Raw genomic sequence first — 24,659 nt, forward strand, 5'->3', positions numbered from 1 at the left:
TCAGGCTCCTTCGCTCGGTATGAATTTGGTTCGTTGGGTTGGGACGCACACCATCGCATTGCCGATGGTCTCAAGAATAAGCGAGCCGGCCTGGATGCGGTTGGCGTGGCCGACTTGAACGCCCGGGCCTACGACGCAGCCCAAGCCGAAGAAATTGCGCCGGCCGATGCTGACGCTGTTGCCGCAATGAAAGCCGGGCGAGAAGAAGTTGCCTTCCCCGATCTCTGAATGGTGTCCGATAGACAGGAGATAGTTGAGCACGCAGAAATCGCCGATCCGCGTGTTTACGCCGACATGGCAGTGCGGCCCGATGATCGTCCCCCGCGCGTGCTGGGGAATGCCATCACCCGTGGCGCTGGGATGCACGAAAGTGATGAACCTGTCGCGCTGGATCGGGTCGAGATCATCGAAAAAACCGGCCCGCTGGTCGGGGTCAGAGCTGGCGAGCACCAATGCGGCCTCCCCGTTCCACAGGCTTTCCCAGGGTCCTTCCCGGATCGATGCTTGCGGTGCGGCAATGGCGTCGCCGGCAAGCGGGACATACCCGGCAAGCTCAAGCTTGAACGCGCTGGCCCTGACGCAATCCTCGAGGTAATGGGCAATCTCGAGCGCGAATTTGCCCGCCCCGATCAGCAAAACCGGCTTCATGCGCGGGTCCTCAGCTTCTTGAAACGCTCCGAAGCTTCGACGGCTTCGACCAAACGGATACGGCCAGGCAGCTTGAAGCGCTCCACACGGTCCTTCAAAAAGCCGTGAATCTCGCGGCGCAGTTCCGCCTTGTCGATGCTCCGGGTAGGCTGGATGTCGGCACAGACCATCTGCCCAGTAATGGCATTAGCTGCACCGTAGACGACGCAATCGGCTACCAGAGGATGTTCGAGAAGCAAGGATTCCAGATCCAGCGGCAGCACTTTTTCGCCACCAACATTGATGACCTCCTTGGCCCGCCCGAGAATAGTGAGATAGCCGTCTTCGCCGGCCTCAACGAGATCGCCGGTGCGGAACCAGCCATCGTCCGTGACAGCTTCGGTACTGTTGTTCAAATAGCCGAGGAATTGAGTCTTGGAGCGCAACCACAACTCGCCGTCGACGATGCGATGCTTATAGTCGCTATCGGCGATGCGAAAGCGCGTGCTCTCGGACGAGGCGCTCTGCGTGCGGGCAATGCCCGTCTCCGAGGTTCCGAAAGTCTGCAGCAGTCGGGTCTTGGGGAAGGCGGCCCGGATGCGCAGCAGAAGCTGGGCCGGCATCGGCTCGGTGCCGTAAGTAATCAGGCGCAGGCTCGACAAGTCGAAACGCTCGTGAAACCGCCCCATCAGGATAAGATTGAGGAAGGTGGGATTACCGGGCAGGATCTGAACCTGATGATCACTGATGAGCTGACATACCGTAGCAGGCGTGCGTTTGGCGACGACAACGGCCGTGCCGCCGGAAAACAGCGTGTTGATCAGCGTGTTGATGCCGCCGATATGGTCGAACATCAGAAGAAGCAAGATGCGCAGGCCCCGCCCCGGCCGCGCCGCCTTGCGCCTGATGAGTAGGCTGTCCAGGTTATGCAGGATTGCCTTGGGTTTGCCCGTGCTGCCGCTCGACACGAGAACTAGGCCGGCGGCGTCGGCGGCCCGCAGGCGCGCCTGAAGGGGATGGGAGGGGCCGCCCTCAAGGGCTTCCAACTCCGGATCACCGCCGGAGCGGTAGAGATAGCGCGCGCCGCAATCTTGCCGCATCGTCTCGAGGGCCACTGGTGTCAAGGTGGTAATGGGCGCTGCCACCGCGCGAAGGGAAGCCAGGGCGAAGAGCGCGGCAATAGTTGGCAGCGAATGGTCGCCGTTGAGAACGACCGTGTCGCCCGGCTTCACCCCGGCTTCGCTGAGTTCCGCTACCATTTGCACGATTCGCCTGGCAAGTTCGCGGTAGCTAATCTCAAGCTCGTTCTCAATGATAGCCGGCGCGTCGCCGCGTTGCGCCAGTTGGTTCAGCCACTGCGCGTTCATCAGTGCACCCCGCCAAGGTAGAGGGTCTCGCCCGTAACGAAGCGGGCGGAGTCGGAAAGCAGGAAGTCGACAGGGCCCACGATATCATCCATCGCGCACTCGCGTTTGATCGCCTGGCGTTCGATCAGGGCTTCGATCTTGGCCCTATGGACCGAACGGGTGAGGGCGGTTCGCACGGGCGGCAGGCCCAGCGTGTTGACGCGAATTCGCATGGCCGCAACCTCGCGGCTGAGCGTGCGCGTCATCTGTTCGATCGCCGCCTTGCTGGCGGCATAGGCAAGCTGACCTTCCAGCGAATAGCGAACCGCCACCGATGAAATGTTGACAATCGAGGGCGCCGCACTGCGGCGCATCAGCTTGATGGCCCCGCGGCAGCATGCCATAGTTGCGAATACATTAAGATCGAAGATGCCGCGTGCGACGCTATCGCTTGTCAGCATGAACGGAACCATGGCGGCCGTGCCCGCATTGTTGACCAAGGCGTCGATATGCCCGTAGTCCTTGCGGATGGTCTGAAACATCGCTTTCAAGGAAGAGTTATCGGTCACATCCGCTTGGTAATGGCGATAACCCTCTGGCAGTGAAGCAGGCACGCGCCGGCTACAGCCCAGCACGGTATGGCCGGCCCGCGCCAAATGCTCGGATATCCCGCGTCCTATCCCTGTCCTGGCGCCGGTTACGAGAACGATCATCGTCAATGCAGCCGATAGCCGATGAGCAGGGGCAGGGTATAGAGGGGAGCGATTTCCTCCGCTTGCAATGTCTTGGACTTGAATTGGGAAGGCACTTCTCGCTTTAACAGACGGCTGAAACGCGGCAGATTGGGAATGTCCATGTCGCGCTCGTCGGCGACGAGGCATTGCCAGCGGTGGCGTAGGCACAGGCGCCAGCGCAAAGCGCTGGCAAGTTGCGTGAAAGCCTGCTTGTCGCTTGCATAAAGGACGCGCCCGAAAGGCTCGAACCAACGTCGACGCATCGATTTAATGATCAGATAAAGGGGCGAAGATGGTCGCCCGGATACGAGGACGATCATATGATGGCATTCGACGTCGCGATGGTCGTAGAAGATGCGCGCGTCTTCCTTGGACAGATAGTCCGGAATACGTGCCTTGTCGCGAATGATCGTAAGGCGTGCAAAACCGGTCGGCGCCGGATAAAGCAGGACCAAATTTTTCTCGAGGTCCTGAAACCCGAACTTCTTACCGATTTCGTGGACCGCGGGTGTCGGAGTGTAGTTGAGCAGAGTGACGTTGCGATTGGAAAGGGCTGGCATTAGGAGAAGCAGGCTCTGGTTCCGGTAGGGAGCCTCGACATACCAGCTGTGGATCTCGCAGAACTTGTGCACCTTTCCCTTGATGCGTCGATTGGTGAAAAGCGTTCCCATGAAGCCGACCACACGGCCCTCGGCTTCCATCACGTAGCCCGGACTGGTGTCCTCGCCGCCCCAAACGCCCTCAAACATCCGCCGACGGGCATCGAGTGAAAGACTGCGCGAATTCAAAGAGGACTTGGATAGGAGACGATGGACCGCGAAGGTGTCGATCTTCTTGGCAAGTCTAATCATTACGTCCAAGCGACACCTCCAAGCGGAAATTTGCTGTCAGACCACTGCGCTTTTGCCCTTGCGCCGGAAGTCAGGACGCGGCGACCGGTTCGATTTCCTCTAAGATGAAGTCGACCAGGGATACAATGTTGCGAAACGGGCTGATGCGCCGGGAAACAGCCCTCTCCGATGTAAGGGACAATACGAGGTTGAATTTGTCGTCGAGCTTTTCTTCGACAAGGACCAGAAAATTCACCAGGCCCATAGAGTCAAAAACGCCGCTGTCTCCGTATAATGAGATGTTATCAAGCTCATTTACAGAAATGTTCTCATGCCGCGTATCGTTTATCTCTGAAATTGCGTCGGAAATAATATTATAGATTAGATTTCTAGCAATGATAGGCATTGTATTATCTCTATTTTGGTTTCAAAAACACAGTTAATGCATGGCATTTTTTGTTGCAATACAGTTTAAAGATATATTTAATTGTATATGGCAAAATATATTATCTGTCCGCCGCGGGGCTGAACTGCGGCGGCAAGCTCTTGCGCAACGCTTCGGCCCTCCTCTGACGCGCATTGCCGGTCCTTTGGGGAAAGGGCTCGCCTGAAGGCCCTCATGATGATCTGATGTGACAGCTACATCGAAAGCTTCAACGGCAAGTTCCGCGCCGAGTGCCTGAACGCTCATTGGTTCATGAGCCTTGACGACCCGCGGGCGAAGATGGAGGATTGGCGTAGAGACTACAATCCTGTTTCATAACGCCCATCTTTCTATGTTATTGAAGGGAATAAGTTTTCCTGATTTGGCGGCGATCCTGTGGGGTGTCGAGGGTTCTGCCGGGCGCGATCGAGGATCTGACGTGCTTCCGGTGTTGCGAGTTTTGAACGGCTGAAGATCCATGGGCCATCGGGCAGCGGATGAACCCCCTTGATCTCGCCGGCCTCGGCCGCCAGACGCAGCGTCTTTGGCGTTATCCCGAGCAACTTCGCCGCACCGCCCAGATTGAGCCACGGCTCGACCCCGTCGATCTGGGGACGGAAGACCGGGATCTTGCGATATGACCTCAGCGCAGTGACCCGCTCCCGTGTCCAGCGATTGCCATTGCCGGTCGTCAGTCCATTGCGATTGAGGATACCGGCAATCACGTCGTCATTGGCAATAAGGACGAGCTGTCGCACAGCGTCGACAATGTCGTCAGGCGTCGCGTTTCTTTGCCCTCGGCGCCGCTTCGGCAGACGCAGCTCGGTGTGGACGCCACCCACCCAGTGAATGACGAGGACGATCTCAGAGGTTCCATCATCGAGATCGGCGACCACTTCATTGATGAGCGTGCGCACGATGCGCTTCTTCAGCCTTGCATCGGTTGTCGGCGCCGTCCAGACGGCGCGGAGGTTCCCCGCAAGTGCGGCTACCTGGGATGCGGACATGGGGAGCGGTTGCGGCGTAATTGTCCGATGTTTGGCAATCTTGGCCTCGATCTCGCCGACGCGAGCGAGCGCCTTGTTCCAGCGTGCTTCGAGCTCCGACGTCACCAGCCTATTCTCCGGATCGGCCGCGTCATATTGCCGGAATGCCCGGTCGGCTCCATAGCGCGCTGCCTCGAGGTCGCGCAGCAGGGCATCCTGAACCTGGTCGCGTTGGCTGGCCATATTGCGTTCCGCCTCGATGGCGGCGGCAATGGCTCCTGGTTCGACCACGCCGAGCAGTGCCTCTTCGATCGCGTCATCGACCCGCAGACCGCCGAAAGCAATGCAGCGGGGCTCGCCATTATCGAGTAGACCACGCCAGCAGGAATAGCGCGGAATGTTATGCTTGCTTCCGGTGTACCGGACCGTCAGCTTCCGACCGCACCTCTTGCAACGGAAAAGGCCGGCAAGCAGAGCGTCACCATGTTTTGGCGCTCCGTGATGGCGGCTGGCCGGCATGTTGTCGCTGACCATCTTGCGGATCTCCTCCGCCCGTTCCCAACTGACGTAACCTTCGTGTGCATCCGGGATCAGCGCCAACCATTCATCACGCGTCTTGCGACGAATTCCAGATCGGCCATCGTATCGGGGCACGGAGCGACTCTTACCATAAGCGTACGCTCCGCCGTAGATCGGGTTCGCAATCATCCGGTGGATGGTGGCATAATTTGGCCTGCGCCAGATGACGGCACCATTGGTGTACCTGACTGGCAGGTCCAGCCCCTGCTCGAGGAACCATAGCAGAGCCTGCCGCGCACTGCCGAGTTCGGCAACCTTGTCGAAGACGAGTGCAATGGCTTCCTGGATGCGTCGGTCGGGATCCTTCTCGATCCTGTCACCGGCCTTTACGAAGCCGACCGGAACAGTGACGACGAGTTCACCGCGGCGAGCCTTCTCATAGCGGGCGGAAAGGGAACGCTGACGCAAGAGATCGAGTTCATACTCGTTGAGGCTGCCCTTCAAACCCAAGAGCAGGCGGTCGTTGCCCTGGCGGGGCGCATAAACCGCTTCCTGGTCGACCAGGACGGTATCGACAACACGGCACATCTCGATGAGTTGTTGCCAGTCCCGACTGTTCCTGGCGAAGCGCGACACCTCACGTGCGGCTACGGCGCCGACCTTTCCAAGGCAGACATCCGCCACCATTCGGTCAAATCCAGCACGGGTCACGCCGCCGGCGGCCGAGCGACCAAGGTCGTCATCCACCGTCTCTATATGTGACCATCCAAGCGCTGCCAGCCGGTCGCGCATGGCGTACTGGAGGGCGCTGCTTTCGCGATTGTGCAGAACCTGGTGAGCCGAGGACTGCCGAACATAGAGAATAGCCTTCCGCTCCAGATGGTGCGGCCCGATCTTCTCATGCTTCATGACCGGCCTCCTTCTGCTGAGAGGCGCGCTCGCAATTTGCGTGATCTACAAACAGTCGCACGATGAGAACCGTCAACGCCTGGCGGGTCTCCTCCGGCAACTCCGGCCATCGCGGCATCCCTGCCGTCATCCCCTGCGGGGCCGAAAACAGATCGAACTGGGATGTCATGGACTGGCGAGGCATGGACATCTCTCCGACTCGTTTCGTGAGAGACCAATGCTGCGCCCATTATCGCAGATTGCGATGAGGCATCGGCGGCTTCCAGTAACTTCGCCAAAGTATGCAGGGTCGCGAGATCGACGTGCGGAACCGGCAGGCTGCGCCAAAAACCACTCACGGAGCGGTCGAACATCCATGCTGGGACTTCAAGAAGTCGATCAGAAGAAGAACCAGAAAGGCTGCAGCGGAAAATATGCGTCCCTTTGGACAGCGCCTCATGGACGTGAACGAGCCGCCCGGACCAGGGATGCCACGGATACAAAAGCTCGCGAACCTCGGTCCCGTGGGTGTTCTGTCGTCGTGTTGTATAACGAGTTCCGGCCACACAGCGCGATCGGCAACAAGGTGCCGATTTCGCTGATGAACGGCTGCGCACGAACGACGTGGCTGATTATCCATCATCCACGTATGCTCCGTGCCTTCCTATCCCGTAGCAGGTATGATCATACACGTGGCCGTCGCTACAGCGCAATTGCGAGCTTGAGCACCATCTATGTCCATTTGTCTCAGGTCTGCCGTGGCTACCAATATGCGATTACCTGCATGAATTACGCGAGCGGTTGCGACGACTGTCCCTCCGCTGACCGACACCGGCCGCAAGAAATTTACCTTTGCGGCAGGTGTTCTCGTAGAAAGGTGGTGAGATGCGGAGCCAGCGCGGTCATGTGACGGCTCCTTGATGCAAGGCCTCGCCCGCCGCTGCGATCTGCCTCAACAGGATCGGCGTTGCCTGCAGATACCAGTCGGTGTCACTGACGTGGGCATGGCCGAGGTAGGTGCTGAGCGCGACGATGTGGCGGCCAACGGCATGATGATCGGGCTGGCATTGCTCGAGGGAGCGCACGGCGTCGCTGGCGTTCCACATATCGCGAGAGATCCTGGCTCAGCATGACATAGCCCCGGAAAACCAGCGCCCGCTGGCCCAAAATCGGGGAGCACCTCGGTTCGCAGCGGATGCGAAGAAACGCTACTGTTCTTTAAAAGCGCGAGCGACTTGGTCAGTTATCGGCTTAATGAGGTACGCAAGCGCTGTCCGCTCGCCCGTCTGAATGAAGGCTTCTACGGGCATTCCCGCCACAGGCACGAGGTGTCCGAGACGCGCCCACTCTTGTTCCGGCAGAAGAATACGCAGGGTGTAATAACTCTGGCCGGTTCTTTCGTCTGTAGTTAGGTCGGCTGCTATCTTCGTCACTCGCCCATTCAGCTCCGGTGTTGTGCGTTGACTAAAGGCCGAAAACCGGAGGGTGACATCCTGACCAACGACAACTTGGTCGATATCTTGTGGCGCTAGTTTGAGTTCTGGTGTTAAAGTATCGTCACTTGGAACGATTTGCATAATCTCCTCACCAGGCTTGACGACCGCGCCGCTCGCATGGACGGCGAGCTGATGGACCACACCTTTCTGCGGAGCGCGAATATCAATGTGCTTTAACTCATCTTCTGCAGCAACTAGGCGCTCGGCATATTCGCCCATTTCGTTCTCTGCCTGACGTAGTTGATCCGAAACTTCAGTTCTCTGATCGTCTTCAATCTGAATGATCTGAAGTTCGGTTTCGGCAATCTTGCCATTTATCTCAGCGGCTGATGCGACCAAACTGCCGAGCCCTCCAGTGAGCTCGGCCGCATCTCGTTGCAAAGCGTAGACGCGGGTTGCTGGAATAATGCGTTGATTCAGCAGCGGTTGAAGATTGGCGAGTTCCTCGTTTATGATGGCAACGGCCTTCCGTTTTCCATCTTGTTGGGCGGCGAGCCCTTGTGTCTGCTTCGAGAGTTGGCGTACTCGTTCGGTCAGTTGCGCCTTTCGCCCGAGTTTCGATGAACGACGGTCATTGAATAGTCGCTGTTCGCCATCAATGATCGTGGCCACGCCGACGCTAGCTTGATCCCTGACGAGCGTTTCAGGAAACTCGATGGCTTCTTTTAAATCCCTTTCGGCCGACAGTCGCGCGATTCGCGCTGTAAGCTCCTTAATCCGCTTTGAGACGATCGCTAGATTGGCACGCGTCCGGGCGTCATCCAAATGTATAAGTATCTGGCCGGCTTGGACGCGATCTCCATCTTTGATGAACACCTTGCCGACGGTACCGCCTGTTTGGTGCTGGACGGGTTTGATGTAGCTGTCGACGACGAGCGCCCCCGAAGCGATAACTGCTCCGTGAAGGTGAACGGTTGCTGCAAGCCCGCCTAATACCCCGACGAGAAGGATAATCGCCGCAAGGGCAATTAAAGTGAGGCGCCCGATTGCGCCCTCGGCAAGGGGAGCTTGATCGTGGCTCATTGCGCCGTCTCCTCGCCTGGCACCATCAGTCGAGCAGACGCTACTGGTTCTGACTGCGGTGTCCTTCTCAGCACCTCATCTTTCGGGCCGAATGACTTAGCTCGACCATTCGCCAACACAAGTACCTTGTCGACTGCCGCAAGTGCGCTAGGGCGATGCGCGACAACGACCGCGATGCCGCCTCTTGCGCGAATCCCGAGAATCGCGCGGGACAATGCGGCCTCGCCGTCCGCGTCAAGATTAGAATTGGGTTCATCCAGAACGACCAAAAAAGGATCGCCATAAAGCGCCCTAGCCAAGCCGATGCGCTGTCGCTGGCCCCCTGATAAGGCTGATCCCCGCTCTCCGATTATTGTGTCGAAGCCGTCATGAAATTGCACGACCATGTCATAGACGCCGGCCGCCTTCGCTGCTGCAATGACTTTTTCGGATGAGGCATCCGGATCAAGGCGCGCGATGTTCTGCGCAATTGATCCACCGAACAAGGAGACATCCTGCGACAAGTAGCCGATATGCCCGCCAAGCAACTGGGGATCCCATTGCGATACAGCGGCACCATCCAGGCGCACTGCGCCCGCGATCGGTTGCCACAGCCCGACAAGTCCCCGAGCAAGACAGGATTTGCCTGACGCGCTTGGACCGATTACCCCCAGTGCCTCTCCAGCACGAAGCTCAAATGCGATGCCACGGACGATCGCGTTTTGGCTGCCAGGAGCTGCGAGATGTAAATTCTCCACCTTGAGAACATCAGCAGGCCGGGGAAGCATGATCTCGGGTAGACCGGTCGGCATGATTTGGGACAGTTGGACGAGGCGTGACCAACTGTCCCTGGCTCTAACGAATCCCTTCCACTGGCCAATAGCCAGTTCGACTGGGGCTAAGGCACGGCTCAACAGAATGGAGCTGGCAATCATGACGCCCCCAGTCGCTTCCTGTCGTATGACTAGAGTCGCGCCCACCGCAAGCACGGCAGACTGGAGCATCATGCGCAATACCTTGGATAGGGTTGACAGAGAAATGGTGAAAGAAGTCGAGCGCAAATGATTGTCAAGGAACCGGCAATTTACGTCGCTCCACATCCGACCAAGCTGATGACCGAAGCCCATTGCCAGAACCGCTTCGGAATTTCGCCTCGTCGCCTCTGCGAGAGCGAACCTCTCCGATGCTAGCTGGGCCGCCTCCTTTGCCGGCCGACGCGACTTCTGCTCAGCCATAATTGTCAGCGCAACAAGCATGAGGGCTCCCGCCAGGGCGGTGACGCCGACCCAGACGTGAAACAGGAAGCAGAGCCCGAGATAGAACGGCATCCACGGAATGTCAAACAACGCTACTGGGCCTGGCCCGGATAGGAAACCTCGTACAGTGCCATAGTCTGCCCACTCTCGTCGGTCTCGGGATCATCTTGCCAAGGCCGCAAAGCGATTGATGCGAAAGCTCCTGAGAGGGTAGGGCCACGCGCCGCGGGTGATGATCACCGATAAGCTTCGATCCTACGACGCCGCAAAGCGGGAGATCATGCCCGGTGTCGAGCATCGCTCCCACAAAGGCCTGAACAATCGGGCGGAGAATTCCCACCAACCAGTCCGGCGGCGAGAGCGGATCATGAAGCGCTTCAAGTCACAGCGACATCTACAACGCTTCGTCTCCATCCATGACCCGATTGCCAACCTGTTCCACATCCCGCGCCACGACATCCCTTCCAGCCATCATCGCGAATTGCGCGCAGCGGCGGTGAACCTGTGGGCAAAAATCGCCCGGGCATGACCGACAAAATAGGACGGCGTCATGGTCTCGCCTCTTTGCCGTTAAGTTTACGATGCCTTCGAGAACACCGAGAGCACGAAGCGACAATATGCATTGCGGGACAGGGCGGTGGCGCTGGGTTGGCCGATTGAGCGCGTCCACGTCATCGACAGCGACCTCGGCCTTTCTGGTGCACAGTCGCAGGACCGCGACGGATTTCAGCGCTTGGTGAGCGAGGTCGCGATGGGCCACGCAGGGATCGTGCTGGGACTGGAAGTATCTCGCCTGGCTCGCAACAATGCTGACTGGCATCGCCTTCTTGAGTTGGCCGCCATGTCGCGCACGCTCATCATGGATGAAGATGGCGTCTACGACGCGGCGTCCTTCAACGATCGTATGTTGCTCGGATTGAAGGGCACGATGAGTGAGGCCGAACTGCACATCCTGAAGTCTCGACTGCAAGGTGGCATTCTTAATAAGGCGCGTCGTGGGGAGCTCGAGTTACCGTTGCCGATCGGATTCGTTTACACGCCTGATACGCGCGTGGTGCTCGATCCGGATCGCCAACGCCGTGCTTGTCGCTGTAGAAGGCCAGAGGCTTGCCCCATTGCTGCAGATAAGCCTTTGTCGCATGCAAATAGTCGAACGTGTTCTCTGACCCAGCGAACCGCAGATGCAGCAACTTGCCGGTGGCGTCATCGATATAGACAAGCAGAGCGCATTTGCGGCCGCGATTCTCAAACCACCAGTGATGCGACCCATCGATCTGCACCAGCTCACCAAAGCAATCGCGCCGGCCGCGCGGCTGGAAAACCCGCTTCTTGCGCTCGCGACGCGAAACCCAGATGCCGGCCTCGGTCATCCATTGCCGCAGCGTCTCCTTAGCGACCGAAATATGATGCAGTTCAATCAGCTTCTCGCGCGCCAGCGTCGGACCGAAATCCAGATAGCGCTCGCGGATCAGATCCAGCGCCGCATTGCGAAACTCCTCGCTGTGGCGCCGGTTGCTCGGCTGCGATCGCTTCTTGGAAACGAGGCCGGCTGGACCATCCCGGTCATAGGCCTGCAGCAACCTGTGGACCTGACTTCGACTGAGGTCGAGCTGCTCGGCAGCCTGGACAACGCTCAGGCGTTCATCACGGATCTTCTGGATGACTTCGAGGCGATGCAATTCTTTCTGCGACATGGTGATCATAAAGGACATGACGACTCCGACCGCTCATGGTCTCGACCAGGCTGAAGGTCGTCATCCTTGCTCCCAACGTTGGCATTGACCAGAACCTCGAGAGGCGAGACTGTCGCATCTCTAACTGGCCCAATGTCGCATTACTAAATAGCCCTTACAATTTTTGTCAAAGCTGATTAGAGATGCGGCGTCGCCAGCGAGTTAGAAACGCGACACTGGCACCGACGATCAGCCCCCGATCCGACCGGCTGGGCCGGGTTGAGAGGGAGGAGCGGGGGCGGGTGAGACGCACCCCTTCGGCTTTAGCTTTCTCACTAGCAATTGTTCTTTTACCGCTCGATACTCGCTGGCACTTGCATGGCGCAGTTGGGGATCAAAGCCGCACGATGCTTCCGGAAATCAACTTGCAAGGTGACGTCGACATCGCCGCGCTGTCACCACTTCTTCGCGGCATGCTTCTTTCGGTTGCCTATGCCGACGGTGAGGGTGGCATAGGATTGACGGCGACCGGCGCCATGAACCGCAAATTCGTGCATTGGGCCGCTGTGCACTTCCTCTGGCCAGGATTCACAGCCGAGGACCTCTACAGCATGAACAAAGTACTCAATGAAAGCGACATGCCGCCGCTTTGGGTCGTGCGCGACATGGCCCGTCATCTGAAGCTTCTTCGCCGGAAAAAGGATGTGCTGCTGCCAACCAGACGCGGCCGGGAGTTTTTGGGAAACCCGCAAGCCTTCTTCGATCTGGTCGCCACGGATTATCTCTATTCGTATGTCCACGCCACCGAGCGGGAAGAGGAGGTCCAAGCGCGGTTACGCTGGTGGCGCCTGTTGCTCAATCTTCTCAATATCAAGGCCAGAGAAGGTTGCACGCCAATGGACGTTGTGAAGCTGGAATTTTTTTGTGGCGCATAAGATAGCTTATGGAACTAACAGGCGGTTTTGGAGGTGTTGCTTTTTGCTCTAAAACCGCCGTTTAAGCCGCTGCGGATTTCTGTGCAAACTGCGGTTTGACCTGTTGCTTTCTGGCTTCTGTGTGTGAGCGCGTTCGCCGCGCTATCAAATCGCGAGGCAGCATGCCGGTCAATCTATCGCATCAAACATTGCCGCCAGCCCTTCGTGATATTGTCAGTGTGAATTCGCTCGGTAATACGGCCCTGTCGGCTCGAAGCTGGGATTTTGGCCAAGTTGAAGAACGTTTCATGAACGTCAGGGTTTGGCCTGTGCTTTGAGCAACATGGCAACATTGTCGGCGGTGAACTTGAAGCCGCGGTGATCGGGGATACGCTCGACGGAGATGGGATATTTAGGTCTTCGTGGATCAATGCCGGTGATCCGGAAACGCTCGCCACCAGCGATAAACTCGCGTTCGAAGTCAGCAGCCTCCAGACCGTACTGTTCGGCCAGCAGGGCGAACATCTCCTTATCCAGATTGAGTGGCTTGCCGTCTGGGGCGGGAATACTGATGCGGAATGCTGGTTCGAACGAAAAGCCAGGCTCCTGGCCGCGCCACCCGGCGCTTTCGATAACCAGTCCGTGATCTGCGGCGATCTTACTGCAAGCCTCAAGCATGCGGGCCTGGATTTGCTCGCAGGTGGCGGATGTCAAGCGGGTGATGCGGTTGGCCTTGCTCATTCGGAAGTACCTTTACGCACCTGATAGACCGTGCCGCGCGATATGCCGAGATCGCGGGCGATCTTGCTGGGGCCCTGGCCCTGTTGCAGCCGAAGCAGGATTTCTGCGCGGTCAATCTTCGGTGGGCGGCCTTTGTAGATGCCACGTTTCCTGGCAGCGGCGATACCCTCAACCTGCCGCTCGCGCCGCAGGTTAGTTTCGAATTCCGCGAAGACGCCGAGCATGTCGAAGAACGCCTTCCCGGCAGCTGTGGAGGTATCGACGGGCTGCTCAGTGGCTACCAGATGCGCGCCCTTGGCCTTGAGGCGGTCGACTACCACCTGAAGATCTCGCAACGATCTGGCCAGCCGGTCGATGCGGGTGATGACAAGGGTTTCGCCGGCATGGATGAAGTCAAGAATGGTCATCAGCTGCGGCCGGCCTTCGAGCGAGGCACCACTTTTCTGCTCCTCGCGGATGACCTCGCAGCCGGCGTTCCTGAGCGCCGCGATTTGCGCGGCGAGGTTCTGGTGTGTTGTGGATGTACGGGCATATCCGATACGAGCCATGTCCTATACCATGCAAACTGTTCAATTTGGGTGTGCCATCGTGTCGATTTGTTCATTATCTCACTTTGGACCCAAAATAAACAGGAAACCACGGTCTCGACCTGTTCATTGATAGTGTTCACGACGGTATACTCAAAATATTCACCACAGAGATCCGCCACCTGCGTCCAGTGTGGTCACAACGATATCTTCCACGAGCGGGATGTCCTGTAGAGGATGCTTGTGCATAAGCGCGAAGGCAGCGGCCGCCAGTGCTTTTGACAGCCGCTCCTTCTTAGCCGATTTGAGAATGATCGCGGTTTGCAGAAATCGCCTTGCCCAGATGTCTCGCCGGCCTTCGAGAAAGGCCCAGATCCTTTTTTCAACAGTCCGCACCGACCGAGATCCTTGGATGATGCCGCGTGTTTCTCCTGTGTCTTCAAACCAGCTGTCGGTGAACGGGACGAGCGCATCCAGTGCGGGCTCATTGCGGAGCATCCGATCCAGTTGTGCCGCTGTCGCATTCTGGATTTCCTTTTGCGGATCGACGTGATCCAGCAAAGCCTGCAGATCCCTTTCCTGGGGCCGCAATTGGCTCAAGCTGCAAGCCTCCATGCCGTCAATGAAACCTGGCGCTGGTGGATGGCCGTTTTCTATCCCATCCGCCAGAGCCGCCTCCAGCAGAAGCTCGGCAGTCATTCGATCTATTCGGACGCTGTTTGCTTCCTGGCGGGCATAGGAGATGATGTTGGTTGCTTCGCGCTTTGAGCGGCAGCGAATGACAAAGGCATCTTTGATGCCGTACCCGGTTTTTAGCAGGATCATCGCGACAAATGTCTGGGCTTGCAGTCTTCCGACAATCGTTAGGCCTTGCGCCCCAACACCGTCAGCGGTGGTCGCCATGATGTCGCTGACTATCGGCTCCGTCCTGTTGTTATGGGGATCTGCGGCGAGACCTTGTCGCAGAGCCAGCTTGCCAATGTCATCGATAACTGCCCGGGCGGAGCTCGCTGGCAACCAGCCGCGAATGATCGGCAGATAGGATAAAGTTTCAGGCTCCAGCTTCCCGCGCATGAGCCTTTCTCGTAGGCCGGCGGCCACGGCCTCTCGCGTCAATGATGCGCCGGACACCAGCCAATAGAGCGCACAGCGCTCCAGAAAGGGATTGTCGAGGCTCAACAGATGATGGACAAACGCGGCCTTGGCATCCTCCGGCATTCCTGCCGACATCTCATCCAGGCCACTGAAGAACTCATACGCACCGCCGCCTTCAGCTTCAACGTCCGCCGCTAAAGCGGCAAGCGCGCCATCAAGATCCGGCATCGGGATCTCGTCGGCGGGATTTTCGCCAACCGGGTCGAGCATCAGTATGTCTGGCACGGGCAGACCGGCACGCCGATACAAGCCAGCAATTTTCAAACGGTGAAGTGGCTCGCCAGTACCGGTAGCAATGCGAGCCTTGATCGCCTTCTCCGCATTTTCCAGGAAAACCTTTCCATATGGGCTGTCATTCTCGACGCCCATTCGGGCCTCATCCAGCAGCAATCCGAACAAGGTTGCCGAATCCGGATGACCTTCCATGGACTGCATAACCTCCGCAACGATGGCGTCGCAGGCCATGTCATCGGCCAGGAGATCATGCTTTGCTCTTTCGAAACAAAACTGGAACTGCGCCGACGACAGCCCATGTTGGTAGAGAACATTCAGGCATGTTTCAGCAATTCTAACCATTAGCGCCTCCAAAAATTATGCAGCCCGGCGTTCGAAATCGATCCGCCGTTCGAGGTCGAGATCGAAACGGCCATAAGGGTTGACGTGACTGTAGATCAGCGGCGTGAGACCACGATAGTCTTCCGGCGTCATCCGATCAGCCCATTTCTGCTCCACCAGGACGGTCTGCAGCATGCGGGTGTTCACATAGACCAGTGACGCCTGCAGCAGGTGCAAAGCCAGAGCGGAAATCTCCTGCTCATCGATCCGGTTCGTGGCGATCTCGCCGCCCTTGCCGAAAAACACGAAGCCATTAGCGCTGTTCCAGTTTTCGACGACATTCAGCCCTTCATGGATTTCCTGGCGGAAGGCTTCCTGTCGAAGGTAACGGCATAGAAAGATCGTCTTGACCGCGCGGCCGAGTTCGCTCAGCGCCTTGTAGGTCGGGTGCATCACTTCGGCACGGGCGAAACGACGCAGGACCGCCTCCGGGTCCGCCGTTCTCGTCTGCATGGCGGCGGTGTATTTGACCATCTCGTCATATTGCTGCTCGATTTCGTCCCAGTTGATTGCGCCAGAAAGGATCGGCAAGAGATTCGGCAGCCTTGCGCGCATTCCCGCCTCCGGGATCGCCAGCTTCTGGCGGGCAATGGCTTTCAGGCGCGGGGCGAGCTCAAAGCCGAGCAGCCGACAAAACGCGAAGCCGACCGCGCTCTGACCGTGGCTGTCGACATATTGGTGCTGGATTTCCATATCGGTGCAATGACGCAGCACACCTTCGATCATGGAGGCGACCTCCGAGGAAGAGCACCGCTTGAGCTGGGAATAAACGCAAGTTGCGCGTTTCTCGACATGCCAATAGATCATGACACCACGCCCGCCGTAACGGGCATGCCATTCCGTCATGAGATTGCGATCCCACGCGCCGAACTTCGTGGAATCGGACGCGCATGCCGTGCCGGCGTCTCCCCAAACGGCGGCATTGCGGATGGCCAGGGTCGCGTTTGCAACCCGTGCGCATGCCTCCCTCAGCGCCGGCGCATGGATGAAGCGGCGGTGAACATGCAGCAGCTCGTCGTAGCTGACATCAGGTGTCGCGCCGGCGACCCGCTTGAGCCCGGCATTCGTGCCGAGACCATAAAGGCACAACAGAAGCCGCCGATCCAGCGCCTCGCGCGACAGGGCTACTCTCGACGCCGATGTTTCGAAGGCCTCCAGCAGACCGGTATCGAGTGCGGCTTCTTTCAACACGTCGAGCAATCCTGTCATCGGCCAGCGCTGACCGATCTCGCCCTTGATCGCTTCAAGTCCCTTCGGCTCCGGTAGAGGCTTGAACGGTGTGATCGATATGCGTGTTTCGCCGCGCCACAGCAGCCGGACCTTGTCGTTTCGTGGGATCGTTTCGTTCAGAAGTAGCAATTCATACTCAAGCTCCTGACGGATGCCAGCCGTGAACGCTCGCGCGTCCGGGGTCAGGTTCAGGCCTGTGTAATAGGCGTCACGGCGGATTTCGAAGTCTTTGGGTAGATCGTCATCCGGGTTCCGGTAGCGGTCCGCGCCGACAACCCAGATCTCCTTGGAACGGATGCGGTCACGCAACTGGGTGAGGACGCAAAGCTCGTAGCTGATCCGGTTCACACGGCCATCGTCATCGATGACGGAACTGCGCCACCTGGCAGGAATAACCTCGTCAATCGGCACATCCTCCATCGGCACAAAACGGCAGCCATCATCCACCTTGCTCCTGATCCAATCCAGCGCCACTAGTACCGGACGCCACACGGTGTTGTTCGACCGGAATTCCAGAACCGAAAGCAGGCTGGGCAGCATACGCCGGTAATGATTGGCCCAGGATGAGCGCATCACCTTATATATGCGCCGGTCGAGAGCCCCTTTTGCCTGGCTCTCCTTGACGATCGCCTCCAGCTTGTCCTTGCCGACGATCGGGAAAATGACATCGCAGACGCGCCCTGCGGGCTCGTCGATCGAAGCGCTGGCAATCTCGACCAGCAACCGTTCCTTGCCATAGACCCGCTCGATATCCTTGGCGATATCGCCGACCACCTTGCGTTTCGAACGCGTCCCGATCTTGTGGACCGTCTCGATCAGCAGGTCGACCATGGCGTCCGTGAGTTGCGCTTCCCGCGACAAGAGATAAATCGCATAGAGGCCGATTTGTCTGGCCGGCGCGTGCCGCCGCATCTCCCAGGCCTTTTCGCCGGCGACACGGCGGACAATCTGTTCCACCCATGCCTTGCCGGTCGTCGACAAGATATCCCGTGGCAGATCAAGCTTCTGAATGAAGGCAAGTTTCGCCGTCATGCTGAGGATGTTGTCGAGCGACGCCTGGCCAACATCACCCCTCATCGTGTTGAAGCCGGTCTGGCCGTCTGCCTCGGCAATAGAAGCATCCAGCAATGCGAGCGTGCTTGATGAAAGGCGAGCGCTCACCCCGGTCAACCAGTCATCGAGATAGTGTTGCCGTTGCGAACGCACCAGGCGTTCCAGTTCCTTGTGCGACGGGCCGTATATACTACGGTCCCGGCACCAAAGAAAAACCTGCTCGAGCATGGCGCCAACCGATCGCCCGGTCGGACACAGTTCGCCAGCGATCCACAATGTCAGCTCTTCCCGATCGGGCCGTTTCAGGCGCCGAAAGCCGAGATACTGCAAAATCTCGGCACAATGCCGGCGCGCAGTCCGGCCGGAGAAATCATACTGGTTCACGGCGTCACATTCGACGTCAAGCTGCTCAGCCAGCCAGCAAACGCTGTCGGTCGGGATCGAGGCAGGGTCCTGTACAAAAAAGCCGTGTGCGGCGAAGAACTTAAGCTGAACCGCCAATCCCAGTCGCGCCGGGGCCGGCTTGCCGTTCACAAAATCCATGTCGGAAAAGCTCAGGCTCCAACGCCCGATAAAATCCTCATTCGAAATACTCAAACCCATCAGCCTACTCCATAATTCGGAGCAGACTGTCATTCCCCGCAAATCACTCGTCAATTAGCGAGACAATGTTCCCACAACGTTCTTCAACTTGGCCAAAATCCCAGCTTCGAGCCGACAGGGCCAACTGATGATCGCAAGCAGTGCGCCGGCGGCGATCGGAGCGACCGCCAAAGGCAGCAACTGCCGCAGGCTCGGCATCGAGCGATGCTTCATGAAATTCTTCGCCCGGCCGCGGCCATAACTGAAATATTGCCGGAACAGGGCGCCGGGCGTGCTGCGCGGATAATAGATCATGCTCGTCTTGTCCGTCATCCAGATGCGGTAGCCGGCCTTGTTCAGGCGATAGTCGAACTCGGCATCCTCGTTGTGACTGAACATCTCGTCGTAGCCGCCGATCGCCCGGAAGGCCGAGATGCGAATGAGCGCATGATGACCGTGATCGGCCCAATGACCGACGGAACCCGTGCGATGTTTTGATCCGCCATTACCGAGCTTGGAATTCTGCGCGAAGGCCGTCGCCTTCTGGAATGTGGAGAAACCCACTGTCTGCATCGCGACCACGACGGAATCGGCGCCCGTCGAAAGGGCATCTTCCATCAGTCGCTGGCAGTAATCCGAAGGATATTCACCATGCGCATCGATACGAATCAGATACCCGTAACCGCCGCCAAGCGTTGCGACCGCGAGGTTGATGGCGGCGCTCTGGATTTTCTTCGGGTTGTCGAGCAGCGAGACCTTGCTATTCAGGCTGGCGATCCGCTGGACGATCGCACGCGTGCCGTCCGTGCTGCCGCCGTCCGCAACCACGATGTCGGCATCCAGGTCCTGCAAGGCCCCGTCGAGCTTTGCAATCAGGGCCTCGATGTGCCTCGCCTCGTTGAGGCAGGGTATGACGATAAGGCAGCGGTCATGCTTCAAATCATTGGCGCTCATAGCAATCCACCCTTGTTGCTCTGTGTCTGGTGAAGGTCCTGCAGGAGGGGACCGGTAGGTGCAGCCTGCGTGCGCAGTTCCGACAGCCGCGTGACAAGCGCTCGGGCGTCCCCCCTGTCGAAGGTCCAGTGTCTCGGGTCCGTTGCCGCGACCCGGTCGAATTCCGAGAGGTAGCGCTCGGCCGTCATGGTCGACAGGAGTGTGGCAAGCGTCGCAGCATCGGCATGATCGAGGACGAGGCCGAGGCCTCTGGCGCCAGTGTAGCGCGCCGTTTCCGTTCCGCGCATCGCGATCGGGACCGTGCCGTAGCGGCATCCCTCATAAAGCCGGTTCGGCAGGAGCCAGCTGGAATTCAGGCCCTCCTCGAAGAAATCGATCGCCCAGGAAAACTGCACTTCGTTATAAATATCCGCGAGATCCTCCGAATTTCGATACGGCCCCTGATACGTCATGAAGGGCTCGTTCCTGACGAAGCCGTCGAAGTCTTCAAATTCCGAATAGGCAGGACGTCCCCGAAGAACAACCTCGAACATTCCGTTCATGGCCCGGCTGAAATCGGCCAGCAGATAGAGCGATTTCCGGCAGCGCAAGGCGCCGAACCAGCCGATCTTGAAGGGCTTGCCGGAGAGCGGGGACGAGCGGCGGGCAGGCTTGCGGCGCGATCATCGTCGAGCGCAACGACCTGATTTTCCAGAAGCAGTATCGGGGCTTCGAGGCGCGATAGCGGGCGGAAATAGTTCTCGATGAACGCGGGTGAACTCGTGATGAGGAGGCTTATTTTGCGCCCGAGAGCGTGCTCGGCACCACGCAGAATGCGACCGACGGCATCCTGACGCAGCAGCAGGCGGTGAATGTCGAGGCATTCGTAGACGATTGGCACCTTGCCCCCGAAAACCGCATTGGCCCTGTTGGCAAGGGCCAGCATTTCCAGATTGCGTGCGAGATGACGTCCGGTTTTGCGGCACCTCTGAGCTTTGCACCCTGCGCATTGCGCTCTTCGCCACGGCAGCGATCCGCTGGACAAATCGGCCGTCCCGAGTGACACCAAGTTCTATCGCGCGCGTGTCCTCGGGCGCGGCTGCGCCCCGGCGGAAACCGGCAAGAGTCACATCGGCGCCCCCCGCTTCCAGCACCAGCGTTCTTCGCCGGATTGCCGGGTCCGTCAGATCATGGGCAAGGTACAGAACTTTCAGCATACAAACATTCCGTTCTCCGTGCTCGGCTTGGAGCGATCGTCTTCCTGACTGTGTGGTAGACGCCGCCAGGACTCAGTTCAGCGTGCAGGTGATGGACTCAGGAAACGTGCATTTGTCGCCGGGTGCGGTGAAGGCGATGCGATCGATCTGCATCGTCGCCGGTCCCCTGTAGTCAAATTTTCCCATCCAGCCGCTCAAGGTGTCCGTGCCCCAGAGGCTGAAAAAGATCTTTTGCGCATTGACGGGAATCTTGGCGGCGTCCGTCACATCCTGGACGAGGGTGCCATTGAGATAATACCGCAGGCGACCCTGTTCCCAGACAAAGGCATAGTCGTTGAAACCGGCATTCGCGCCGCCGGCAACATCGACCAGTTTTTCATTGCCACCCTTGGCGGAAATATACTGGTTCACCTGAACCTTGCCGGAATCCTTGCCAAGCACCTCGAAATCGATCTCGTCATGGGGCTTCTTGTCGGTCGGCCCGATATAGGTAAAAAAGGCGGAATTCAGCCCGGAGCCTTCGGCCGTCCTGATCCTTGCCTCATAGGTGCCGAAGCCGAAGCGTTTGCGGGTCTGGATCTCGCCGCAGACATAGCTTCGCTTGCCGGCCTTGCGTTGTTCGAACGTCAATTCCAACACGCCGTTTTCAACGGCAACCTGCTTTTTCGACCAGGTGCAATTCTGGTGCGCGCCATTGTCCCAGCCGTCCGGGACGTACCAGACCTGCGGGTCGATGCGGTCGAAGTTCTCCAAACGATGTTCCGGATTTTGTGGCATCCGCGAATGCAGGCGTCGACAGAGCGGCCGAAAGAAACGTTGCGCTCACAAGGCGCGTAAAGGTCGTGGTCATCGGATAACCTCTTTCTTTGCAGGGTAGGGGCCTTGCCAGTCGTTCTCCGGAAGGCCGAGCGACGGGGACACTGCCGGTGCCGGTGCTTGGGTCGATTTGCCGGCACGGCTGCCCGTCAGCACGGCGTGGAGCCGTGGCGTTAGGACCCGCGTTGCGTTGTGGGTCAGGATCAGAATGGCAAGGGCAAGGATCGGTGCCGAAAAATAAAAGAGCGGATAGAAATCGGCATTTCCCGTGCGGTTCCAGATCATCCAGAAGAGGATCAGCAACGGATAATGAGCGCAGAAAATCCAGAAGCTCAGGCCTTCCAGCTTCGACAGGCGCATACCGAGACGTGAGCGGATCAGCAGCAGGGAGATCGCCCATGAACCGATGATGCCGCAAAGCGCCACGAGGCTGCGCAGGATGTCCACCCAGACGGGGTAATCGGGACCGGTCCAGTAAAGGACGGTTGCCAGCATGACCGCAGCGGCGAGAAACAGGCCCGCAATCCGGCCGGCGAACGGGTCGAGAGTTCGAATGTCAACCTTGTGAAGGCTCACATAAATCCCGCAACTGAAGCCGAACAGGATGGATTTCTTCAGGAAGATGCCGTTTGGAACGGGAAAGACGACATAGATGAAGAAGAGCGCCAGGGTCGCCAGCGGAAATCGGCTGATCATGGCGGCAAGAAGCGGTGCCAGCAGGATGCACAGCAAGAGGTCGCGCAGGAAATAGAGGGGAATGTTGATCGGTGCCGCTTCCAGGGCGGTTGCCAGCGTCGCCAACTCGCGCGGCGTCGCATTGATCGCACCCGGCAGATAGCCGAAGCCGATACCGCTTCGCTGGGCAACCAGCACCAGAATGAGAAAGGCCAGGTTCCAGATCAGGAATGGCAGAAGAACCGTGCGCGCCTTGGAGCGGAGGGTTTTTCCGTAGTCGAAGGCCCCGAGTCCGCGGCGAAACAGCAGATAGCCGGATATGGCACTGAGGCACGGGACCCCGACGCGAAAAAGGCTGTCACCCAGAAAAACGCGGATCCAGTCGATGAAACCGTTGTCACCCGTAAACGGGCTTGTCAGTGGATCGTGGGGAACGTGTACGAAGACGATACCCGAGATGAGCAAGATGCGCATCAGATTGATTCGCGCCGATGTGTTAGCGTCGATAGTCAAAGACGACATCCTCTGTTTGGGCTGCTGTCTCCCCCAAGAGCAGCCGGTTCAACCAGAGCAGATTTTGGCCTGCGATCTCGAAGATAGAGCAGACCGGCCGGAAAAATATGGCGACGCAGCAAAAAAATGAGCGATTTGCTGCAATGCACGCAGACATCCAAGACACGATCAGACGATCGGCGCGGCTGCTTTTCCGTCCCGGGCTCGGCGAAAAGCCCTTAACCACAGGGTCTTGCAGAACATCCAAATGTTCTGATGAAGATCAGGATGCAGCACGCAGTCGTCTCCGATTTTCTTTGGAAACGACTCGACATTGCACGCCAGGGTTTATGAAATTGTGTCGCTCAGCGGCAGTTTGTGCCAGAAGAAGGCGCGTCAGGCCGGTTGCCGCACCTCACTCGGACGAATCCACGGCGCTGTTTTTGCGTCTGTTTTTGATCAGCGTATAAATCTTTCGCAGGAGATCACGCTCTAACAGGATGACCAGCAAGCAGTAGATCATCCCACCGACGGCGGCGCCCACCAGAATCTGCAGGACTTCGTTCGGAATCATCCCGCCCCACGTATCAAGCAGGAAGCGGACGACAAGCGCCATCACCAGCGCCGCCAGCATGGGCCGGCTGCTGATGTAAAGACCTTTCAGGAACGGTGTGCCGTCGGCGCGAAACACCGCCCAGGAATATCCGACGAGCGTGACGGCGTTGACGATGCACAGCCAGATCATCGCGTTGATGAGAGAGCCCGAGGCTGCGCCATAGGCGACGGCAACGCAGGTGGCGATGGCCCGGATGATTGCCGACCAGAACAGCGCGCGACCGTGCCCAACGCCCTTGAGATAGGGAATGAACGTGCTGCAGGGTGTAAGAATGCCCTTGGACAGCGCAAGCAGGCCAAGGACAGGCCAGGCATAGGCCCATTGCTGTCCGAACAGGACACGCATGGCCGGTTCCGCCAATGCCCAGATACCGAACATCATTGGTGCCAGAAGCACGGTCGTCACCTGCGTGCTGAACATCAGGGCCTGCGACCGGCGCTCCTTGTCATGCATCATGCCGCTGAAGGCCGGGAACAGAACCCCCATGACAGCCGATAGAACCACCTGGTTTGGGATGCTCGCAAAACGGTTGGCAGCGGAATAGGCGCCGGCGTCAGCAAGGCCGAGATATCGCGAAATGATGACCATCGGCGACTGGAAGGTGATGAAGTTTGCGACTTCGGAACCCATCATGCCAAGGCTGAAACGGCTCAGGCCCAGAACCCGGCCCGGGTTGAACACGAACCGCGGCAGGTAATGGGATACGGCGTACAGGCCGCACAAGCGCACCAGCGCCGACGCGAACAGTTGCGCCATCAGCGCCCAGACACCCCACCCGAAGATTGCCAGAACGACGGCGACCACAGCTCCCAGCGATTCGGAAATCATCGACCACACGGCGTCCTTGGAAAAATTCATCCGCCGGGCAAGGAGCGAATAGGCGACATCTCCACCGAGCTGAAGGGGTATAAGAAAGCTCATGACTTTCAACAGGTAAGCTGCTTCCGGCGCACCCAGGAGCGCCGCAAAGAAGTCCGCGCCGATGAAGAGGCCCAGTGCCATGAGGCAGGAAATTGCAAGATTTGCCCAGAAGACGGAATGAACCGTTTCCATGTCCTCTTCCCGCTGGATCACCAGTGCGGAGGTCAATCCGGCACCACCAATCATCGCCAGAAATTGCACAACAGTCAGGGCGACGGCGACCGCTCCAAACTCCTCCGGCGTGAGGATACGAGCCAGAATCGGCACGGTGACAAACTTAAGCCCGAATGTGCTTGTCTTGGATAAAACGCTCCAACCGACATTGCTCGTAACGGATTTGACGTTAACTGTAGGGGGCATGGCGTACATCCTGTATGGCAATGGGAGGATC

General features: G+C 58.4%; 17 protein-coding genes and 9 pseudogenes. 5 read left to right on the top strand and 21 right to left on the bottom strand.

The window, feature by feature from the left end; translation table 11 throughout:
- The 5 genes from WGT02_RS32070 to WGT02_RS32090 form a co-directional block, all read right to left on the bottom strand.
- Positions 1–648 (bottom strand): hypothetical protein, encoded by a 648-nt coding sequence (locus WGT02_RS32070; RefSeq protein WP_208246077.1) that lies wholly within the window; start codon positions 646–648, stop codon positions 1–3.
- Positions 645–1,994 (bottom strand): class I adenylate-forming enzyme family protein, encoded by a 1,350-nt coding sequence (locus tag WGT02_RS32075; protein WP_208246079.1) that lies wholly within the window; start codon positions 1,992–1,994, stop codon positions 645–647. Before WGT02_RS32075 ends, WGT02_RS32070 begins: the two co-directional genes overlap by 4 nt.
- The gene (locus WGT02_RS32080; RefSeq protein ID WP_029710552.1) at positions 1,994–2,686 is read right to left on the bottom strand and encodes an SDR family NAD(P)-dependent oxidoreductase; all 693 of its coding nucleotides are present in this window, start codon (positions 2,684–2,686) and stop codon (positions 1,994–1,996) included. The genes WGT02_RS32075 and WGT02_RS32080 overlap by 1 nt, the downstream gene beginning before the upstream one ends.
- Before the next feature lie 2 nt (positions 2,687–2,688).
- Positions 2,689–3,567 carry a hypothetical protein gene (locus tag WGT02_RS32085; RefSeq protein ID WP_208246084.1) on the bottom strand — a complete coding sequence of 293 codons (879 nt, stop codon included), beginning with the start codon at positions 3,565–3,567 and terminating at the stop codon, positions 2,689–2,691.
- Positions 3,568–3,628: 61 nt separating this feature from the next.
- Complete coding sequence (locus tag WGT02_RS32090; protein WP_208246086.1) at positions 3,629–3,943, bottom strand: hypothetical protein; 315 nt, start codon at positions 3,941–3,943, stop codon at positions 3,629–3,631.
- Positions 3,944–4,171: 228 nt separating this feature from the next.
- Here WGT02_RS32090 and WGT02_RS32095 point away from each other — a divergent pair.
- A pseudogene (locus tag WGT02_RS32095) lies at positions 4,172–4,288 on the top strand (integrase core domain-containing protein); the annotation flags it as partial.
- Positions 4,289–4,311: 23 nt separating this feature from the next.
- Here WGT02_RS32095 and WGT02_RS32100 read toward each other — a convergent pair.
- The 6 genes and pseudogenes from WGT02_RS32100 to WGT02_RS32125 form a co-directional block, all read right to left on the bottom strand.
- Positions 4,312–6,375: a recombinase family protein gene (locus WGT02_RS32100; protein ID WP_208245965.1), complete on the bottom strand. Its 2,064-nt coding sequence runs from the start codon at positions 6,373–6,375 to the stop codon at positions 4,312–4,314.
- On the bottom strand, positions 6,365–6,559 hold the full coding sequence (locus WGT02_RS32105) for a hypothetical protein (RefSeq protein ID WP_208245966.1): 195 nt from the start codon (positions 6,557–6,559) through the stop codon (positions 6,365–6,367). Before WGT02_RS32105 ends, WGT02_RS32100 begins: the two co-directional genes overlap by 11 nt.
- A gap of 459 nt (positions 6,560–7,018) precedes the next feature.
- Entirely contained in the window at positions 7,019–7,186 is a 168-nt protein-coding gene (locus WGT02_RS32110; protein WP_375679846.1) for a hypothetical protein, read from the bottom strand.
- Between the two features lie 70 nt (positions 7,187–7,256).
- A pseudogene (locus tag WGT02_RS32115) lies at positions 7,257–7,442 on the bottom strand (integrase); the annotation flags it as partial.
- Between the two features lie 120 nt (positions 7,443–7,562).
- Complete coding sequence (locus tag WGT02_RS32120; RefSeq protein ID WP_208245905.1) at positions 7,563–8,873, bottom strand: HlyD family type I secretion periplasmic adaptor subunit; 1,311 nt, start codon at positions 8,871–8,873, stop codon at positions 7,563–7,565.
- Positions 8,870–10,246: pseudogene (locus tag WGT02_RS32125) on the bottom strand (type I secretion system permease/ATPase); the annotation flags it as partial. The gene WGT02_RS32120 and the pseudogene WGT02_RS32125, both read right to left, overlap by 4 nt.
- A 7-nt stretch (positions 10,247–10,253) precedes the next feature.
- Between WGT02_RS32125 and WGT02_RS32130 the strand changes: the two are divergent.
- Positions 10,254–10,637: pseudogene (locus tag WGT02_RS32130) on the top strand (DDE-type integrase/transposase/recombinase); the annotation flags it as partial.
- 57 nt (positions 10,638–10,694) lie between these two features.
- Positions 10,695–11,183, top strand: a pseudogene (locus tag WGT02_RS32135) (recombinase family protein); the annotation flags it as partial.
- Here the strand turns inward: WGT02_RS32135 and WGT02_RS32140 are convergent.
- A pseudogene (locus tag WGT02_RS32140) lies at positions 11,182–11,820 on the bottom strand (ISNCY family transposase); the annotation flags it as partial. The pseudogenes WGT02_RS32135 and WGT02_RS32140 sit on opposite strands and share 2 nt — an antisense overlap.
- 368 nt (positions 11,821–12,188) lie before the next feature.
- On the opposite strand from WGT02_RS32140, the pseudogene WGT02_RS32145 reads away from it, so the two are divergent.
- Positions 12,189–12,695: pseudogene (locus tag WGT02_RS32145) on the top strand (hypothetical protein); the annotation flags it as partial.
- A 315-nt stretch (positions 12,696–13,010) separates the two neighbouring features.
- Here the strand turns inward: WGT02_RS32145 and WGT02_RS32150 are convergent.
- The 8 genes and pseudogenes from WGT02_RS32150 to WGT02_RS32185 form a co-directional block, all read right to left on the bottom strand.
- Positions 13,011–13,436 carry a hypothetical protein gene (locus WGT02_RS32150; RefSeq protein ID WP_208246089.1) on the bottom strand — a complete coding sequence of 142 codons (426 nt, stop codon included), beginning with the start codon at positions 13,434–13,436 and terminating at the stop codon, positions 13,011–13,013.
- Complete coding sequence (locus WGT02_RS32155; protein WP_208245959.1) at positions 13,433–13,984, bottom strand: recombinase family protein; 552 nt, start codon at positions 13,982–13,984, stop codon at positions 13,433–13,435. The genes WGT02_RS32150 and WGT02_RS32155 overlap by 4 nt, the downstream gene beginning before the upstream one ends.
- Positions 13,985–14,125: 141 nt before the next feature.
- Positions 14,126–15,694 (bottom strand): hypothetical protein, encoded by a 1,569-nt coding sequence (locus tag WGT02_RS32160; protein WP_208245957.1) that lies wholly within the window; start codon positions 15,692–15,694, stop codon positions 14,126–14,128.
- A 15-nt stretch (positions 15,695–15,709) separates the two neighbouring features.
- On the bottom strand, positions 15,710–18,619 hold the full coding sequence (locus tag WGT02_RS32165) for a Tn3 family transposase (RefSeq protein ID WP_208245955.1): 2,910 nt from the start codon (positions 18,617–18,619) through the stop codon (positions 15,710–15,712).
- A 54-nt stretch (positions 18,620–18,673) separates the two neighbouring features.
- Complete coding sequence (locus WGT02_RS32170; protein ID WP_208246092.1) at positions 18,674–19,552, bottom strand: glycosyltransferase family 2 protein; 879 nt, start codon at positions 19,550–19,552, stop codon at positions 18,674–18,676.
- Positions 19,549–20,748: pseudogene (locus tag WGT02_RS32175) on the bottom strand (glycosyl transferase family 1). Before WGT02_RS32175 ends, WGT02_RS32170 begins: the two are co-directional and overlap by 4 nt.
- A gap of 72 nt (positions 20,749–20,820) precedes the next feature.
- Positions 20,821–21,598, bottom strand: a pseudogene (locus tag WGT02_RS32180) (family 16 glycosylhydrolase).
- Positions 21,595–22,713: an acyltransferase gene (locus WGT02_RS32185; RefSeq protein ID WP_318246592.1), complete on the bottom strand. Its 1,119-nt coding sequence runs from the start codon at positions 22,711–22,713 to the stop codon at positions 21,595–21,597. Before WGT02_RS32185 ends, WGT02_RS32180 begins: the two are co-directional and overlap by 4 nt.
- Here WGT02_RS32185 and WGT02_RS32190 point away from each other — a divergent pair.
- The gene (locus WGT02_RS32190; protein WP_208246473.1) at positions 22,697–22,882 is read left to right on the top strand and encodes a hypothetical protein; all 186 of its coding nucleotides are present in this window, start codon (positions 22,697–22,699) and stop codon (positions 22,880–22,882) included. The two genes, WGT02_RS32185 and WGT02_RS32190, sit on opposite strands and share 17 nt — an antisense overlap.
- 264 nt (positions 22,883–23,146) lie before the next feature.
- Here the strand turns inward: WGT02_RS32190 and WGT02_RS32195 are convergent, their stop codons facing one another.
- The gene (locus tag WGT02_RS32195; protein ID WP_208246094.1) at positions 23,147–24,628 is read right to left on the bottom strand and encodes a lipopolysaccharide biosynthesis protein; all 1,482 of its coding nucleotides are present in this window, start codon (positions 24,626–24,628) and stop codon (positions 23,147–23,149) included.
- Between the last annotated feature and the right edge of the window lie 31 nt (positions 24,629–24,659).

Source organism: Rhizobium sp. T1470 (genome assembly GCF_042140505.1).
Lineage (GTDB): Bacteria > Pseudomonadota > Alphaproteobacteria > Rhizobiales > Rhizobiaceae > Rhizobium > Rhizobium favelukesii.